An 18,622-nucleotide genomic window follows, 5' to 3' on the forward strand; every position below is an offset into this window, starting at 1 on the left:
TATTAGAAATCAAATATTTTTAATTTTTCGAATTAACGCAATTGAACCTAAACTAACTTTTCCTAATATTGGCATTAGCAGTAACTTCGCTAATGATTGAAGTTTCTTATTTGGATTCCATTTTTCTTTATATTCTTGAGGTAAGTCAAAATAATATTTCCACCAAACTTCAAATTTTATGGTCAACTCATTCCATGGTTTTCCTCCTGTATAATGTATTGTTCCAGTTTTTTGAATTTGATTCCAATCAGTCTCCGTATATTTTTTCAGAAAATCAGGCTTGAATTGAGGAAGGAAAAAGGTACGAATTCCATTATATACTGGCGATAGGCCCAAAACTTTCCCTTTACAATAAATATTGAGTACATCCTGGTCTGGGAATTGTAAATAAGGAACTTTCAGACCATCAATAAACTTTTTCGACATATTGTCTTGGCGCATTAACTCCAAGTTCATCAGCAAAAAGCCAGAATTAAAGTAGAAACCGGGCTCACAGCCAATTTCTTCTAAATACGGTATCTGTGATTCCAATGCAGCTTCATAAACGGCAGCTAGGTAGTTACCGTTTAAGTCCATAGATTCATATAATTCACCGAGATCCTTTTGAATGATAACATCGCAATCGGTATAAATTACACGATCATATTGTTTTAGAAGTTCGGGTAATAACAATCGAAATGAGGCAGCAATGGTATATCGCTCATCTACATAAACGCCTTCCAATGCTCCGTCAAGGTTTAGAAACGTGAATTTCATCCGTTGTGGATTTAACTTGGCTAATAAGCCCTGCAGATCCTCAGGAAGGTCTTTTGTTAATAAACAGATTACTTCAAATTGATATTTTGGATTTGAATTTTTTAAAATGGAAGACAAACAGGTTACTGCAGGAATAAAATAATTCTCAGTAAATGCGACTACTATTGGAACCGAAACATGCATAAAAAATATAAATTATTAGGACTTTCCTCTTAACTAACGTAGTAGTTTGTCCTTAAAAAATCTAAAGTACATAATCATTTTATCCTTTCTACTTAATAATTCACAATTCTCTATACATCTTGCTTTATTTATAGGTAAATTCTTAACAGCTACATTATAATAATCATAAACACATTTTTGATAAAGGGTGTCCCATTGGATTTTCTGCAAACACAGCTTCTCAATTTCATCCTTTGGCTGATGATAATCAATTGCTCGCATCATGGTATAAAGATGAGTAATTGCCTTTATTTTGTGTTCATATTTCGTTTTATCACTTGAAAGATGGATATCTGAGACCCTAAAATCAAATAATAATTGACTTGTATTAGCTATTCCATTTCTAGCCAGTTTCACTGTACTAATAGTATCAGTTCCAAAGGCAAAAGGCAAACTGTCAAACCTTTCTTTTTGGATCACTTTAGTCTTAAACATGTAATTTCCAATACATACAAACGGAATGCCTTTTACCCAGTCATAGACATATTCCATCTGGCTACACTTTTCGGCCAAGATTCCATCGATCTCCAATAGGTCACCAGCATCATTTATTACAGAGACCCTAGCGCGTAAAATATCAACCTCTGGATATTTCTGAATTAACTCTATGCAATTTGCGGTAAATTCAGGATGATAAAGGTCATCATCTGCAGCTAAAACTAAATAATCTCCTTTAGCATAATCAATTGATTTATTCCATTGAGCTACAAGATCTTTCCCTCCAATATTTACTTCGTTTTTATAATAAGAAATTCTTGGGTCCTGATAAGTTGAAACTATTTCATATAGATTTTCTGGAGAATTATCATCTATAATTATTAACTCTATTTCTGAATAAGTTTGATCTAATATACTATCGATTGCTTGTTTAAGGAATTTCGATTTATAAGCTGGAAGAACAAATGAAATTAACATACTTGATTATTTTTTAACGATTACCTTACCTGGAATTCCAACAACAGAAACACCTTCCTCAAGGATTGAGTTTAACACAATTGACCCTGCTCCAATTTTTACATGATTCGATATTTTAATATCTCCTAAAACTTGGCACCCTTGACCAAAATCCACAAAATCTCCAATGACTGGCAAGCCATTATCATCACTTCCGGTATTACCAATACAACAATTCCCATGAATGGTACAGTTTTCCCCTATCCTTGCTTTTGGGTTGATAATTATGGAACCATAATGTGCCAAGTGCAATCCTAACCCGAAACAACCGGCAGGGATAAAAAACCCAAGCTTTGATCCTAGTTTATTTTTCTTTCTTGTATAATAAAACTTCAACAATTTATTAGGTTGCAAAAAAGTATAATATTCTTCAGATCTTAAGGCAACTACAAATGACCTCAAAAGATATCTTTCAGAACAAAGAATCCAATCAATAATATTTTCCCTAGAAAATCTTGCTGGATAATACATTCTGTCACCTTTTATATATTGGCTCTTTGTGTAGTTTTTATATTTATTCAACATGAATATTATGATGCTACGTTCGATTTATTATTTAGAATTTGGCCTATTATACTTTCTCTTTTTATCAAATTGACCTTTGAATAAAATTCAACTAACTCTCTATCTTTTGATGTCAATTTCAAAACAGGAAAATTATTAATGTTCATTTTTTGCCTACATAGGACATAATTAATCCTGTTAAAATCCCAATCACAATTCTCCTGGATAAAAAATGCACTGTCCTCACATTTTTTCAAATACATATTTACATCCTTCAATTCTCGGCTAGCAATCTGCTCACACATATTTAACATGAGATAAGCTGGATTTGACAAGTCTTGTGATATCAATTTATAATCCGCTCTTGATTTTAATACTTCAAAAAATCCTTTACTACCATATTTTATTATTGGGGAAAACATTTCCAGCCAACGGTTAATAAAATAATTGTTCGGCCCTGTTGCTAAAAACCAAGTTTCTACAATGGGATATTCTTTACAAACAGTACTTTTCTCACGGTAATAACCGATCAAATCATAATGGTTTGAATTACTCATCTCTTCTATCCAATCTAATTTATCTACCAGAATAGTAGTCGCATCTAACCAAATACCACCATTTGTAGATAGTAATTTCAACCGGATATAATCTGCTTTGTGCGCAGCCAACATGTCTTTATGAAAATCAACTTTTGGAATGAAATCAAAGAGATTGGTTTCATTCAACACCGTAAATTCATAGGTAGGGTTTTTCCTTTTGTTGTTTTCAATTATTGCCTTTATCAAATCTGGAACCTGTAAAGAATCCCAATAGATCCATACTTTCTTAGGTATTTTGACAGAGGAAATAGCATTCTTTTTAAGCAATGAAATATTACTTTCTAAATGATGTGTTCCATTTTGAATGAAACTGTTCTTTAGAAAATTAACTCCAAAACTTTTAATAAAATTAACTAATTCCTTTTCAATCATAAAACATGTTTGTTATTTATTCAAAAACAATATTTATTAAGATTTTCAATTCAATAACTGACCGATAAAACTTCTTTTATTAATCAACCTCAACTCCTCCAAACTACTTAAAAGAGACCTATCCCCCGACGTCAACTTAATGAGTTTATAGTTTGATTGACTTGCGTCCAAACGAGTTAGGGCATAAGAAATTACATTAGAATTCCATTCATAGTGATTTTGTAAAAAAAATGCATTTGCCTCTGCTTTACGTAGATATAAATTATATCCAAGTGTGTTTCTTTGAGCAATTTGACATGCCAGGTAAACCAATAAATATGATGGAGGCTCAATATTCTTTTGGATAATGGCGTAATCCTCCCTCTCCTGCAGCATCTTAAAGTACCGGGGACTCCCCATATCCCTTAATGGACTAAGTACATCCAGCCAATCTTTTATAAATTTATTGCCAACCTGAGAGGCTAAAAACCAAGTTTCAATTACCGGAAAGTTGTTATCATAGGTATTTACCGATCTATAATAACCAATGACATCATATTTGTTTCTTAATGGTTCCTGGTATATCCAGTTTAAACTTTCTTGTAAGATGATAGTAGCATCCATCCATACACCTCCATATCGAAACAACAATTCTAATCTTATTAAATCGGTCTTATTTGGTACAGGAACTTCCGCATGGCAATAAAAATCAGGCAGATAATTTTTAATAGTATGACTAGATAGAACCTTTACTTCAAAATCGGGATTAAGTTTAATTATTTTTTCTACCGACCCTTTTACAATTTGCGGCAACTCATCTTCTTCCCAATAGATCCATATTAATTTCGGAATATCATCTCTTCCCTCCTGAGATTGGCATATTTCAATTACCGCTTCCTCATTGGAGAATAGCGGGAGATTGAAAATCCTCCTGCTATATCCAGCAGCAAGGCATCGCAGAACCTTTGGATATTTTGAGAGATTAAGCGGCATAAAGTTCAAGGTTTGAAAAGATCATTGCGATTATGGCAGCTCTTTTAAATGAAATTTTGGTAGCCAACCTTTTTATTAAATAGGCAGCATTACTAGGAGAAATCTTAACCATGATCTTGAAAAGGTCCATAAACTCTTTCCCAGACAAAGCCGATATACCTATATCCTCAGAAATCCTCTGGCTCTGAAGAATAAAATTGTTTTTAATACTATTGACTTTTGTGTAGTTTTTTAGATTTAAAACAGCCTTCAATACATGGATGGATTGGAAATAGATAGATTTCTTCCCAAAAATAGAAATATTAGACATCCTATAAACCGCCATAAATTGCGGTAAATAGCCATATTTGCCCATTTCACCATTTAGAAACCACAATACATAATCCCCAACAAGTGAATGTTCTAAAAGATCGATAGATTTTAAGTTATTCCTACAGAGTACAGAAGGAGTATGGATAAAATTACCGTTCGATATCTCTTCAATAGTTTTTTTACAACTTTCCTCCTCTTTATTCAAGGTTTCATGCATAAAGCGACCCTCTTCATTCTCATATAGTAGAACTCTATGGTATACAAGGTTACAATCTTGATTTTCATTCAGGTAATCAACTTGCCTCTGGATTTTTTTCACATCGATCCAATAGTCATCACCTTCACAAACTGCGATAAACTCTCCTTTCGCTTGCTTAAAGGTCCAAATAAAGTTTTTAATGGAACCTTTATTAACTTCATGGTTATAATACCTAATAATAACATTAGGCGGACATGGATTCTCTTTTATATATTTCTCGACCACCTGGTGAGTATTATCTGGTGATTTATCATTCGAAATGATTAATTCAATAACACCATTAAACTCCTGACTAACAACCCCATTGATTGCTTTTATAATAAAATCTTCATGTCCGTATGTAGTCATTACAACTGAAACATCTACATTTCCTTGTTTATTTTCGTCCATAGTTAAATTCTCAATAGGCTTTCGTCATGAAACAAAAACCTATTATTTGATAAATAGTTACTACTTATGTTAAAAATTGTTGTTTGTTTGGTGTAATTAAAGGGGATCTAAATCAATTCAAATTGATCTAACATATTATGGATTTCTTCTTTTGTATTGAACATCAGCGCATCCAAAATGGACAATCCTGGTTCAAATTCTCTGTATCCTTGTTTATATTCCTGAAGATTGATTTGATGAAAATACATATCAATATCAGCATTGAAATATTTTGTTCGATCGAAGAAACTCATACCTCCAATAGGATTAATGTAAGTGAGCTTTGCTCCTAATCTTTTACAGATATTTAATGCCCATTCATCTGAATCTTGAGGTTGATCAATTTTAATTCCCATTTCTGAAAAAATTGATATATCACGCTCCATATCCAAATACTTACATATTTCAGTAAGGACATGGCGGTTCAATGAAGTGATATTATCAAAATCTTTTGAAAATGTCTTTCTCAAAAAATCCATCACTAACTCGTAATTCGGCGCAATTTTCTTATAGATTTGAAATTGTGCTAGTATTTTCTCTTTCCAAGGTTTAGTGTTATCTAAAACACAATCTTTAATTAAGGTAGATCTTCCATTTTCTTTTTTCAATGGAACCTGGATATACAACCATCCTTCCTTTTGCTTTAAAATCCGATTTCTTTCTATCCAACCCCGTCTAATGAATTGGACGGTGTCCAAGAGAATAAACCTATCAGTATGTTTGATCAAACTGATATATCCTAAATAAGGAAAGAAATATGGCTGCATTATACCTATTTTTTTTCTAAGCATAATGAACTTGTTCTAAGATGTTACTATTATTAGCGTGTGTTTAGTGTGTGTGATTTTTTCGAGTACTATATCCCTTTTTATATCATATCACATTTGTTTTAAATTATAAATTTTATTCTAACTATTAACCTTAATAATAATTGTTGGTTTTTATTATTTTCCCTGGCACACCCACAACTGTACTGCCATCCGGAATATCTCTATTTATCACTGAACCTGCCCCTACTACCACTCTCTTTCCGATTGTGACATTTGGCAGGATGGTACAATTTGTTCCTAAGAAGCTCAATTCACCTATTTTACAATGTCCTGAAATCGCAGTTCCAGGGCATACTTCAACAAAGTCATCAATTATCACATCATGTCCAATCGATGCCATTTGATTGATTAAAACTCCTTTCCCAATCTTAACATCATTGGTAATGACTGAATTCAACATTACATTTACCCCTTCTGAAACCTCCACCCCAAAAGAACCAATCTTACTGGTCTGGGAAATCAATGAATGGGGTATCCCTCCTGCTTCAACAAATTTTCTGAACGCTCCAGCTCTTAATAATGGCCCACCTAATCCTAAAACAAACTTCTTATCGACCTTTGCAAAATAATCACTTGCTTCACTTAGGTTTCGCAGGACTAAAAACTCATTATATAGCTTATCAGGTAAATCAGATGATACATCATCATAAAATACGATATTACTCTTATTTACTGTTTCCAAACAAACCTCCAAAACTTCTTTTGCAAGGCCTTTGGCTCCAAATATTAACATGTACTAATTGTTTTGACTTCTTAAAATAATGCGGCAAATCCAATCCACCTCATCATCTGTCAATTCATAGTACAATGGTAAACATAAAACCCTTTTCGCTATGTCATCAGTAACCTTCATTGATACTGGATCAAGATAAGGTAGACTTGAAGACAAGCTAGGGTAAAAATACCTTCTTGTGAAAATTTCAAATGTATCCAAAGTGGATTTGATTTTTAATAATAGATCTTCTGACTCTATTACATAAACCAAATATGCACCATTTTGGTTTGAATTTTCATGCCAAACGGGTACTGTTGCTTTAAAATTCTTTAGATTTTCGGAATATCGCTGTATTATTTCTAAGCGTCGGCTGATAATCTTGTCCAACCACTTAAAGTTGACCAAGCCCATGGCTGCATGGAATTCCGAATTTTTACCGTTTAACCCCAATTCAGAAAAACTGCTATATCCAGAGATTCCAAAATTTCTCATGTAAGCGATTTTCTTCAACAAATCTGGGTCCTTTGTAACAACCAATCCGCCTTCTATACTGTGATAAAGCTTTGTGGCATGCAAACTACAAGTACTGATATCACCATATTCAAAAATTGATTTACCATTCACTTTTACTCCAAATGCATGTGCCCCATCGTATATCACCTTTAAATTATGCTTTTTGGCAATTTTTTCAATAGCTTCAACATCACATGGATTTCCATAAACGTGGGTAGCCAATATAGCACTTGTATCTGGTCCGATTGCCTCTTCAATTTTCTTGGGGTCTATATTCAAAGTTTTAGGATCAATGTCCACAAACTTAGGTGTACAGCCCTCCCAAACAATGGAAGACGTAGTGGCAACGAATGAAAAAGGGGTGGTTATGATTTCTCCGGTTAAGTCTAAGGCTTTGATTGCCAATTGAAGTGCTACTGTACCATTAGTAACATATAATAAATGGTTTACATCGAAATAATCTTTCAGCTCCATCTCCAGTTTACTGGCAAGAGGACCCATATTTGTAAGCCAATTCCTAGACCAAATACTGTCCAAGTATTGCTTATAATCTTCTATTGGAGGTAAAAATGGTTTTGTTACAGGTATCATCTAATTAATTTCGAGTTGGAAAATTAAATAAATGATACCTTTTTTTATTGAAAAGCCTTAATTAATCTTTTGTTTGTAGGACATCCTTTACAACCTCTAGATATTTATGACCGAATTTTAAATCTGGCTCCAAATGGTTGCCTTCAGCCCATTCATTCCAAGATTTAATAAAAACGATCTGATTCTCGGGATCATATTTTTTCACCATCTTGACCGCATTGACCATTGCCTTCTTAAATAGTTCAGGCGTAGAATCATGAAGTATAAATCCATTTAACCCGCTTCTTGGGCTGTTATCCCAATTTGGAATCACGGTTGGATAATAAATATTGTTGCCCGAATTCTCATCAAACTCTTGAATAGCATCCTTATAGTTATAAATCCTAACAGGACGCTTAAATATTTTTTTATAATACTTATTTAATCTACTTGTCTTCGCTCTCCTATATATGTCAACAAATTTATTTGCAGATCTTAAATAAGAATCCTTTGTATGAACCGCAGGAGTTAGAGCATCAAATCCGTACTTTTCAGTATCCCAATCTGGATCGACATTAGTCGCAACTAAATGAATGCCTTCGAGACCATTCTCGGTAGCTAATCTTCTAAATGTGGAAACAAACAACGGCAAATCAGGAATTTCCATTGGTTTATAAACCATAAATAATGGTTTCCCATCAACCTTAAAATATCGTTTGTCCTTAAATGCAGGTAATATGCTATTGAAATGATCGATATAATCTTGCTCTCCAGGATAAACCTGTTCAACTAGAATGGTTTTTGGATTACCATGCCAGATTCCGCTCCAGGTTTCATTTGCCCAGGCTAGACAAAAAGGGAAATCTGGGGTACCCGATTCCAAAACCTCTTGAAATGGCCGTTCCAATATCCGGCGCCCATTCCCAAACCAATAATGCCAATAACAAAACGCAGAAATACCATATTTCTTTGCCAAATCTGCCTGCGCAATCCGTGCTTCAGAAAGACGTAAGTCGTAGAAACCCAAGTCGGCAGGAATATGTGGTTGATAGTGCCCCGGAAACATTGGTTTTGCTTTTGCAACATTTGTCCATTCTGTAAAACCTGTCCCCCACCATTCATCATTTTCTTTAATTGGATGAAATTGTGGAAGATAGAATGCGATTGCCTTTACTTTCCCCATGATATATTAACTAATAGGTAAATGAATAAAATAGTTCAGTTTTGTTGATTAAATCTCCCTAAGTCGCTGTTTATCAATAACTTTATTGTACCTAAATAAAATACCAAGAAATTTACGCCAAATGAATAAGGATCTACCAAAAATCGCGCCTGAAATGGTTAAATAGTAGAAAAATGGCTTATAAAATTTCAAAATTCCTTGGGTGTTCAAAGCCTTCCGAATACAGGTGTTTAAACTTGTAATAAAATATTCTTGATTTTCGGGAGAAATAGTCATTAATTTAACATGGGAATACTGTTTTAGAATTCCAAAATTGTCAACTTCCTTATAGCTTGAATCAATATCTTGAAGAAAACTGTCCAAAATAAAGAACTGATCCACTAACCTCCGTCTTTCATTTTGTACAGAAATAGTAACTGAATTAGGATTATGTCTATAGAAATAAGTTTCTCTGAAATTGAAGGCTAAACTTTTTATGTATTTCCTTAAATGATAGGTCCAAAGCACATCTTCATTCACAATACCCTCCATGAAGTAGATTTCATGCCTCTTTAATATATCCAAGCGAATAAGCTTATTGCAAGGTGAAATAGGTAAGCTATTGAAAATGTTTGCCCGGACCCAGTGTATATCACAAGAATAATCTGGATATCCTTTACCAGAGATTTTCAGAACATGGTTGATATTTGCAACCTCACTTAAAATTTCCCCTTGAACGATATCGACACCTGGATGTTTAAATACATGGTATACCAACTCATCGATACAAGTTGAAGAAATTGCATCATCACTATCTAAGAAATAAATATAATCGGACTGGCTTTCTCTGATCCCTCGATTCCTAGTTCCTGAAGCCCCTAGGTTTTTATCATTCTTGAGCAACTTAAAATTGATTGGTCCATTATAGCTATCAATTTTCTTTTGAAGAATATCAAAGCTTGCATCAGTACTCCCATCGTCAATGAACATGCAGGTCAAATAAGGATAATTCTGAAGAGCAACCGACTCAAAACACTCTCTGATGTACTTTTCAACATTAAATACCGGAACAATTACTGTTACTTGGATCATGGGTCCAATATAGGGATATATTAATAAATTGTAAAATATTAGGACAATATTTTAATTACAATTTTCTAATAATTCACACAAAAGAACTATGCTAATTTTTACTCTACCGAAAACCCTTATTTTATCTTTAAACTTAAGCCAATTGAATATAACCGAAAATATACAGTACCTAATAGACCAAACAAGGAATAAATCTCCGATATATAGGCTAACCCGACTTCAGATTTATACTTTCTTATTGCAATTAAAAAGTCCCTCTTATCTTGGACCCCCCTATTGCTATGGATCAATAGCTGTGCAAAATCCTTCAAATACTTTTTTGTAGCAGCCGACTTTTCAACGTGATTCTTTTCAGAACCGGAGGTACTGTTTCTAAAAACCCTCACTATCACACTGGAATCACTGATGAAGTAAATTTTATTGAATCCTGACATACTCAAGATCAAAAAATCATCTGTGTGCCAAGCTAGAGGATAAATTTCAAAACCGACATCATTAAACCTTTCTCTCCTAAAAACATGCTCACTTAGGCTACTGTTCAGTCCTCCCGCAATCTTTCTTAATATTAGATTATAGGTGTCATAGTAACCAGTTCTAAATCCATTATAAAACCTAACTTCCTTGTCACCTACAAAATCAAGGACTGTATTAAATTTTAACACATGACAGCAAGAATCGATGAAGGCTAAATTCTTATAAAACTCTTCTACAAAGTTTGAGGAAATGGAATCGTCATCACCCAATATTTGAAACCAAGGCTCTTTAACCTCAGTCAAAATTCTCATCCATTGAAAAGCCAAATTTTTCCCACCTAAGTTGTCGGAATAATTGAAATAGAAATACTGGTCTGATGATAAATATTTTTCAATGACAGGTAAAGGGTCATCCGGACTTAAATCGTTTCCTATGTAAACAGAAAACCTCTTATTGCTTTGGTTAGCTAAAGATTTTATACATTCTTCAAAATAATCAATCTTGAAATAAGGAATTACTATTGCTAATTCGTTCATCTCAGGAGCTTAACTTTTAAAATGGTTTCCTTATAACCAAGGCGCAAAATCTTCAAATAGCTGGTTGAAAACTCTTGACATACCAGTAGTGGCCACTTCCAATTCGCATAAGCCAATTGTACTATCCCTTGGACTAGAATCAACCCTAAAACTCCAAACGAAAGATAATTTAGAACCAGGAAGTCACCGATTGCAACAAAAAAACCTGCAATGATGGACGACTTCAAAAAAGGAACTTCATTTTTGGTCACTATCAAAGTTCCAAAGTTGGAATGGTTATTTTCTAGAATGACAACTAAACAATATGCCATCATGATATAGGCATTTGGCAAAACTGCATTAGAACCTATAAATTCAAGTACCATTGGGCCCAAGAAAATCAAAAAAGAGGCCCCCATAATGAATAAGGAAAGATACACGAACAATGCAAAGGAGAAAGTTTGCATCAGCTCCTTTGATTTCCCTGAGATTCGCAGCGAAGCAAATGTAGGGTTATAACTGTTGATCAATGTTCCTGAAACCACCCCTATAATACCCACCAATTGGATTAACAGACCATAAGATGCGACCTCCTCACTGCTCAGGTATAAACCTGCTAAAAACATACTGAGGTTATTTATGGCATATGCAGAGATAAACACCAATCCCAATCTACTTGAATTGTGCCAAATCTTTAGAAACAACTCCTTTCTTTCTTCAGGCTTTGGTTTTATCCCTTTCAGCTTTTCTTTGAAATCACGGTCATAAAAGAACCGGTAAGAAATGAATCTATATACAAAGGTGGAACATAGACTGGAAATCGCCACTCCAAAAAGTCCATAGCCCATGTACAAAAAGGAGATGGCTAGAGAAATATAGACAACTTTGGAGATGATCCCGGCAATCTTGGCTTTGCGGATCAATCCTCGTCCTATCAATAAAGAATCAAAATAGGTAAAATAGAAACTCAGAAAGATGGAAATAATGGTAAATATCCAAATCCAGATCACATGGTTCACACTTGTAAAACCGTTGGTGACACTGTAGATATACCAGGTCCCAAACGTACAAAGAACTATCCCAGAAAAAATAGCAATCCGTAGATACACGAATTTAGCCGTATTGATCATATTGGCGAGAAGATTATAATTAATCTCTCCTAATCCATTTACATCTTGGATACCCTTTTTTTGAATTTCTTGGGCCCCACTAAATACATAGGTAATATTCCTTCCGAACTGCGGTGCAAAACCAAAATCGAACAAAGCAACCATGGACCCCAAGGATCCAATCAAGTAGTTTAATGCAATTTCCTCTGTTGAAAGTAATCTTAAAATAATAGGAAGGATGAAAATACCTGAAGCTATTCCAAAAAATTGCGCTAAATAACTCCAAATAACATCCTTTTTGGTCAATTTAACGCCCATAAAGTTGTTTAAGTCTCTTTATTCTTGCGGCTACCTTTAATTAAGTCAATTAATATAGCCAATTCCTTAGTCTTTAATAGATAAGCAACGCCAAAATAAGTACACAAATATATGGAAACAGATATTATCAAACGAATTAAATCGTGGTAATTTATAAGTAAATATTGGTCAATTAGGAAAACGTGCGCACCTACAATTAACGCCCTGATAATACTCGGCAACAAATCAGCAAATTGTCTCCAAATAGGGTAATTAATAAACTTAGAAGTGTAATGGGTATTTATGAAAACCGTAATGACTGAAATAATAACACTACCCCAGACTAAACCAATCATACCGAATGGCAAACAGCATAAAATGACCGAAACAATAACTATCTTTTTGAAAACCTCGATTTTCAAGTAAAGGTCGGATCTTCCTTTTGCCTGCAAGATATTCAGGTTATAGGCATGGATTGGATAAAAAATCCCTCCGATTGATAAGATTTGAAAGTATTGGACAGAAGGCAACCATTTATCTGTCAATAAAAAACGGATCAAAGGTTCTGCAACTACAACCATTAAAACTGACAATGGAGCTATCAGAAAGATCACAACCAAAATAATACTTTGATAATATTTTTTCAATGCAGCATCATCATGGGCTAGCTTGGCAAACAGTGGAAATGTAACCCTATTTAATGCCCCAGCTATATTTGTAATCGGCAATTGTTTTAATGAATCCGCCCTATTATAATAACCCAATTGGGTTGGAGAAAACTTCTTACCAATGATAATGTTGTACAAATTATTGAAAATCGTATCCAACAATGACGAAGCGGTCAATTTTACACCAAAGGAAAAATGGTATTTGAATTTCTCCTTATCAAAGACAAAAGAAGGCCTCCAATCACTGTACAACCAATATTGTAATGTATAAACAAAATTTTGAACTAGGGAAGAATAGATCAGTGACCAGACACCGAACCCATGGGTCGCAAAGAAGATCCCAGATGCACCGCCAGCCAGCATGGATGGTAACTGAATCTTGAACGCCCTTTTGAAATTCATCTCTTTAATGACCTTCGTCGCTTGAACTGCCGCAAAGGAATCAATGATTAAGATGATGGCATAAGTCCTGATTAATCCTGTAAGAACGGGGATTTCATAAAAAGCGGCAACAAGTGGAGCGGTAAAAAAGATGATGCAGTACAGGATAACACTGACACCAAAATTGAACCAGAACACAGTGGACATATCCCTTTGGTCGACATCTTGACTTCGTATAAGGCTATTTGTCAATCCCCCGTTTACCAAAACAGCGGATACACTCATAATTACCCCATACAAAGCAATTGTTCCAAAATCAGATGGCAATAAAACTCTTGCTAAAACCAGGTTTATGACAAAACCGATCAGTTGCGAACCAAACTGTTCAGCAAAAACCCAAAATACTCCTTTAGCAGCTTGCTCTTTAAGCCCCATGCTTTATAGTTTCAAAATTTTTAATATAAAATTATGATTTTATATTATTTCCCGAATTCTGCATTCAACATTCTCCTTAAGCCTTCCTCCATAGAATATGGGGGAACAAAACCTGAAGACATCGCTTTTGTAGAATCATATTTAGTAACTGCACAGAATTTCTTCACGCGAACAGAACTGATCGTCAGTTTTTTCCGGCTTAAAAATGCCAACACATCAAAGCCGTAACCTCCTAGCATCCCGATCCAGTAAGGAATATGGGTAGTCGGAATCTTTTTACCCAAAATCTCACCAGTATGATAAACCAAATCATTGGTAGTAAAATCGGGCTTGTCTACATAGTTATATACATTATAACCCTCTCGCTTATGTTGAATCAAGAATTCTAGAAATGCAACGACATTCCCAACATAGGACATAGACTTTTGATTTTTTCCATCACCGATCATCATGAATTTACCTGATGCAATTTGATTCAACAGGTTAAAAACATTCCCTCTGTTACCTTCTCCAAAGATCACTGTAGGGCGAACGATATTGATGTTCCAGTCAGCATGGGTCTTATACCATTCTTGAAGAACCTGCTCAGCCTCCCATTTACTCTTACCGTAATGGTTAAATGCATCCGCTGGAAAAGATTCATCCGGATTATCCTTATCCAAGCCATAAACCGCAACAGAACTGGTAAAGATCAGCCTGCTAACACCATTAGCTTCCATGGCTTCTAGGGTATGCCTCATCCCTTCCACATTCACATCATAATAAAGTGACGTCGGAGAAACATCATCCCTATGCTCTGCTGCTAACAAAATCACCACATCTTGCCCCTTCAAAAGCTCTTTTAATCGAACTTTATCAAGAACATTCGCAATTTTTGTCAACTGTGGATAACTAGAACTTTGTTGTTTATCAATATTGATAAGGTTTAGTGTGGGAGTATCAATGAGGTTTCCAATTAGCTTTGTGCCAACAAAACCTGAACCACCGATAATAGCTATATTCATCTATAATCTAAATGTTATATTTTATTTATTAATGTGACTGAAACTGCATCTGGAGCTTCCCCAGCTTTCACCTCTTTAACCTGAGCCTCAGTAAACTGAGCAGTTTCTACTTTTATCGTTCCTTGTTCCATTTCCTGATTAACAAGTTTAGCATTTCTTTTGTTCACAAAATAATTGAAGGTCAATGTAAACAAAAACCACAAAACAAGATCCAAAAGAACAACTACATTATTGCTAATGAATTGAACGGTGATAATATTAAAAGCACAGAAAAACAAAGAGAGACCAATGATACTCATCATGGCACTCTTATGTGATAGACCTGATCGAAGTAATTTATGGTGCAAATGGCTACGATCTGCCTTGAACAAAGGCAAGCCCTTGTACCATCTGATAAATATTACCCTTGCTACATCAAAAACAGGAACGATCAATGTCGAGAAAGCTACAACAATAGCTCCTTCAGAAAAAGGCTTGATACTTTTATTGTTCATAGCAAAGCTAATGGCTAGAAATGCCATGGTATATCCTAAGGTCATACTGCCTGTATCACCCATAAATATCCTTCTCCTCCTTTTGGATGCACCAAAAACATTGTAATAGAAGAATGATATTAAAATACCTGTTGTAATAAATGCTAACAAGGCATGGATCCAGGCATGATAGAATGCAAATAAGGTCCCTAATACCAAACAGCCAACGCCAACCAGGCCAGAACATAATCCATCCAAACCATCAATCAGATTGATCGCATTGATGATAAGTACAGCAGCAAAAATTGTGAGCGGAATGCCAACCCATGCTGGCAGATAAGTTAGGAACATCAATCCATAAAGATCATTGATCCATAATCCAGCTAGAGGAAAGAATGTAGCTACCAAAATCTGTGCAACAAACTTCCATTTATAGCTTACTCCAATTAAATCATCTGCTATCCCAATGATATAAAGAATTACCAGACCACAAATTAACATGATGAACATCGGAAATACTTCCCATGTCACAATGCCTAAATTGACAAAATTAGTCTTATAAACTAATACAACGGTAATGGCTAATAAACAACATTGAATGGGAACAAATGCAACTCCACCTAATCTAGGGATAATACTCTGGTGGACTTTTCTTGCATCGATGGGGTCAAATAACCTCTTCCTATATGTTATAAGCATAATATATGGGATGATAATCTTCCCAAGAAATATGGCTAATAAGAAAGGAACAAGTAGAATGATAAACTCCATCGACTTAATTTTTTAGACTTTAGTTGAAAGCTGATTTAGTAACACTATATCTAACCAACGATTTAATTTTGCTTTATAAAATGAGCATTTGTTTGGAACAAATTTATAACATATTTAAAGGGCAAACGACTGATTAAGCCTATCCACACCTTATATTTCTCAATTTGTAGCCCAAACCTTACACCCTCATTTATGTGCTTAAACATCTAATTTCTAAGACTTATCAAATTTACTTAGCCCTAATTAATACCATTAAGCCAATTATTAAACCCATAATTTAGAGGCATGGAACAATATCTAGATTATTGCAAAGGAAATAATACCATAACCCCAGCAAAAGGAACTGAAATCAATAATTATATTATAAAAATAGAAAATTTAAATTAATAAATAAATTATTTAAAGATCTTTTTCCAAGCTGAAACCTTGGCGGGACGAATGCCTTCTTCGAAAACCGCATCCGTATCAAACGCTAGATCATGTGCCATTTTTTTGTTTATTGCCCGATAAATTATCCCCCAATCTGGTAGCCCACCAAAGTTTCGGTCATCAATAAATAAATCAGCACTTAGTTTTCTTGGACCTTTACTCCGGTCCTCTTCAGGAAAATTCGAATTATGTGCATAAAATTCCAAACCTTGATCTTTACAATAATCAATAGCCTCCTGTAACAATTCACCCTCCCTCACCGTCCACAATATCAATATATGATGCTCATTCTGTAATTGCTTCAAAATATCTATTGCAAAAGGAATGGGTTTCCCAATCCTTGGGTATCTATGCTCAACAATGGTTCCATCAAAATCAACCGCAATTACCATCTTTCAATATTTTTTATCTATTACAACAAATTCCAGTCCAAACCTTACTGATTTCAGTCAACTCATAAACAGATTTATAAGACCAATTCGGGAAAAATCAGTTCGTTTTTTCATAATGAAAAATCCTTTTATTCAAAATATAATTTTGTAAAAGTTACAATACCTAATTTTTTTCAAAATTTAATTAGGCAACCATTAAAAACCTTATAAACTACCCCCATTGACTTTAAATCAAAGTTATCCTATGATTTCCTGAATTTCCTTAACCAGCCGAACCCCCTTCTCCCACAGCCACTCCTTGGATAAAAATTAAGTTTTAATAATTTAGCGCCGCAAATTTCACAACTATTCACAAAATAATTATCAATCATGAAAGTATTAAAAGTTGCTTTTTTATCTGCTGTTACCTTCCTTAGTTTGCAAGTCTCAGCTCAAGAGTCTGAAGGTGAGGAAAACCTAGAGATTGACACAACCAAAACTTGGACCATCATGGGTGAAAACACCTTTCTATTAAACCAAAGTTCCTTTTCAAACTGGGCTGCGGGTGGTGTAAACTCCTTGGCTGGAAATCTGATTTTCAATTACGATTTCAATTACAAAAAAGACAAATGGAATTGGGATAATAAATTGATCGCTGCCTATGGACAGACCTACCAAAAAGAAACAGATTGGAGAAAAAACGATGACCGTTTCGCTATTAACAGTTTACTAGGCTACCAAGCTGCTGAAAAATGGTATTACACCTTTTTCATGAACTTCAATACCCAATTTGCAAATGGTTATGAATATAAGGATCAGATTAGAGGAAGAAAGATTTCTGCCCCATTTGCTCCTGCATATTTAAGCTTCGGTCCAGGTATGGCATTCAAAGAATCAGACAATTTCAAAATCAATATCTCTCCGGCATCTGCAAGGTTTGTGATGGTGGGAGCTGAAAGCCTAAGACCAGATTACGGTGTTGACCCAGATAAATTCTCAAGAAACGAATTTGGTGCAGCTTTAGATGCTTACTATAAAGTCGGGTTAATGGAAAACATTACTTTTGAAAACATCTTGAAATTATACTCTAATTACCTTCAAGATCCACAAAATATTGATGTAGACTATTTAGCAAACCTAAATCTACAGGTAAATAGGTTCATATCAGTAAATGCGGCCGTTCAACTGGTATATGATGACAACGTGAATGTTCCTAAAAGCGATGGCACCAAAGGCCCAGGATTACAAGTTAGACAGATCCTTGGTGCGGGTGTAACTTATAAGTTTTAAGAACCTTACAGAAAATTAATAAATCTATTAAAGGCGGCTAAATGGCCGCTTTTTTTTGTGCCCTTATCCTACTTCTGTTTCGAATATTTTTAAGTTTCAAGAAACCAAAAGACTGAAAACCTGTTGTTTAATAAAGGAAATATA

At 34.5% G+C, this 18,622-nt stretch carries 18 protein-coding genes; 1 reads left to right on the top strand and 17 read right to left on the bottom strand.

Annotated elements, in window-relative coordinates; translation table 11 throughout:
* Nucleotides 1–9: 9 nt before the first annotated feature.
* The 17 genes from ACWICE_RS09840 to ACWICE_RS09920 all read right to left on the bottom strand — a co-directional run bounded on the left by ACWICE_RS09840 (nt 10) and on the right by ACWICE_RS09920 (nt 17,209).
* Entirely contained in the window at nt 10–939 is a 930-nt protein-coding gene (locus tag ACWICE_RS09840; protein ID WP_454298246.1) for a glycosyltransferase family 8 protein, read from the bottom strand.
* A 33-nt stretch (nt 940–972) separates the two neighbouring features.
* Nucleotides 973–1,893, bottom strand: a complete 921-nt coding sequence (locus ACWICE_RS09845; RefSeq protein WP_454298247.1) for a glycosyltransferase family 2 protein — start codon at nt 1,891–1,893, stop codon at nt 973–975.
* 6 nt (nt 1,894–1,899) lie between these two features.
* Nucleotides 1,900–2,403: a serine O-acetyltransferase gene (locus tag ACWICE_RS09850; protein WP_214648418.1), complete on the bottom strand. Its 504-nt coding sequence runs from the start codon at nt 2,401–2,403 to the stop codon at nt 1,900–1,902.
* Nucleotides 2,404–2,462: 59 nt separating this feature from the next.
* A complete protein-coding gene (locus ACWICE_RS09855) occupies nt 2,463–3,407 on the bottom strand; it encodes a glycosyltransferase family 32 protein (protein WP_313259574.1) in 945 nt (314 codons plus the stop codon).
* Between the two features lie 45 nt (nt 3,408–3,452).
* Complete coding sequence (locus ACWICE_RS09860) at nt 3,453–4,379, bottom strand: glycosyltransferase family 32 protein (RefSeq protein WP_454298248.1); 927 nt, start codon at nt 4,377–4,379, stop codon at nt 3,453–3,455.
* Nucleotides 4,369–5,340 (bottom strand): glycosyltransferase family 2 protein, encoded by a 972-nt coding sequence (locus tag ACWICE_RS09865; protein ID WP_454298249.1) that lies wholly within the window; start codon nt 5,338–5,340, stop codon nt 4,369–4,371. Before ACWICE_RS09865 ends, ACWICE_RS09860 begins: the two co-directional genes overlap by 11 nt.
* 107 nt (nt 5,341–5,447) lie before the next feature.
* Entirely contained in the window at nt 5,448–6,170 is a 723-nt protein-coding gene (locus ACWICE_RS09870) for a WbqC family protein (protein ID WP_214649487.1), read from the bottom strand.
* A gap of 130 nt (nt 6,171–6,300) precedes the next feature.
* Nucleotides 6,301–6,942: a NeuD/PglB/VioB family sugar acetyltransferase gene (locus ACWICE_RS09875; RefSeq protein WP_185212426.1), complete on the bottom strand. Its 642-nt coding sequence runs from the start codon at nt 6,940–6,942 to the stop codon at nt 6,301–6,303.
* Nucleotides 6,943–6,945: 3 nt separating this feature from the next.
* Nucleotides 6,946–8,028 carry a DegT/DnrJ/EryC1/StrS family aminotransferase gene (locus ACWICE_RS09880; RefSeq protein ID WP_185216636.1) on the bottom strand — a complete coding sequence of 361 codons (1,083 nt, stop codon included), beginning with the start codon at nt 8,026–8,028 and terminating at the stop codon, nt 6,946–6,948.
* Nucleotides 8,029–8,089: 61 nt separating this feature from the next.
* Complete coding sequence (locus ACWICE_RS09885; protein ID WP_454298250.1) at nt 8,090–9,190, bottom strand: glycosyltransferase WbsX family protein; 1,101 nt, start codon at nt 9,188–9,190, stop codon at nt 8,090–8,092.
* Between the two features lie 48 nt (nt 9,191–9,238).
* Nucleotides 9,239–10,261, bottom strand: a complete 1,023-nt coding sequence (locus ACWICE_RS09890; RefSeq protein WP_454298251.1) for a glycosyltransferase family A protein — start codon at nt 10,259–10,261, stop codon at nt 9,239–9,241.
* 116 nt (nt 10,262–10,377) lie between these two features.
* Nucleotides 10,378–11,271 carry a glycosyltransferase family A protein gene (locus tag ACWICE_RS09895; protein ID WP_454298252.1) on the bottom strand — a complete coding sequence of 298 codons (894 nt, stop codon included), beginning with the start codon at nt 11,269–11,271 and terminating at the stop codon, nt 10,378–10,380.
* Nucleotides 11,268–12,677, bottom strand: a complete 1,410-nt coding sequence (wzx, locus tag ACWICE_RS09900) for an O-unit flippase-like protein (protein WP_454298253.1) — start codon at nt 12,675–12,677, stop codon at nt 11,268–11,270. The genes ACWICE_RS09895 and wzx overlap by 4 nt, the downstream gene beginning before the upstream one ends.
* 8 nt (nt 12,678–12,685) lie before the next feature.
* Entirely contained in the window at nt 12,686–14,140 is a 1,455-nt protein-coding gene (locus ACWICE_RS09905) for a lipopolysaccharide biosynthesis protein (protein WP_454298254.1), read from the bottom strand.
* A 44-nt stretch (nt 14,141–14,184) separates the two neighbouring features.
* Nucleotides 14,185–15,144: an NAD-dependent epimerase/dehydratase family protein gene (locus tag ACWICE_RS09910; protein ID WP_185212440.1), complete on the bottom strand. Its 960-nt coding sequence runs from the start codon at nt 15,142–15,144 to the stop codon at nt 14,185–14,187.
* A 14-nt stretch (nt 15,145–15,158) separates the two neighbouring features.
* A complete protein-coding gene (locus ACWICE_RS09915) occupies nt 15,159–16,316 on the bottom strand; it encodes an MraY family glycosyltransferase (RefSeq protein WP_454298255.1) in 1,158 nt (385 codons plus the stop codon).
* A gap of 467 nt (nt 16,317–16,783) precedes the next feature.
* A complete protein-coding gene (locus ACWICE_RS09920) occupies nt 16,784–17,209 on the bottom strand; it encodes a BT0820 family HAD-type phosphatase (RefSeq protein ID WP_185212442.1) in 426 nt (141 codons plus the stop codon).
* Between the two features lie 369 nt (nt 17,210–17,578).
* On the opposite strand from ACWICE_RS09920, the gene ACWICE_RS09925 reads away from it, so the two are divergent.
* Nucleotides 17,579–18,478 carry a DUF3078 domain-containing protein gene (locus ACWICE_RS09925; protein ID WP_185212443.1) on the top strand — a complete coding sequence of 300 codons (900 nt, stop codon included), beginning with the start codon at nt 17,579–17,581 and terminating at the stop codon, nt 18,476–18,478.
* Nucleotides 18,479–18,622: the final 144 nt, after the last annotated feature.

The organism is Sphingobacterium sp. NPDC055346 (assembly GCF_053645235.1).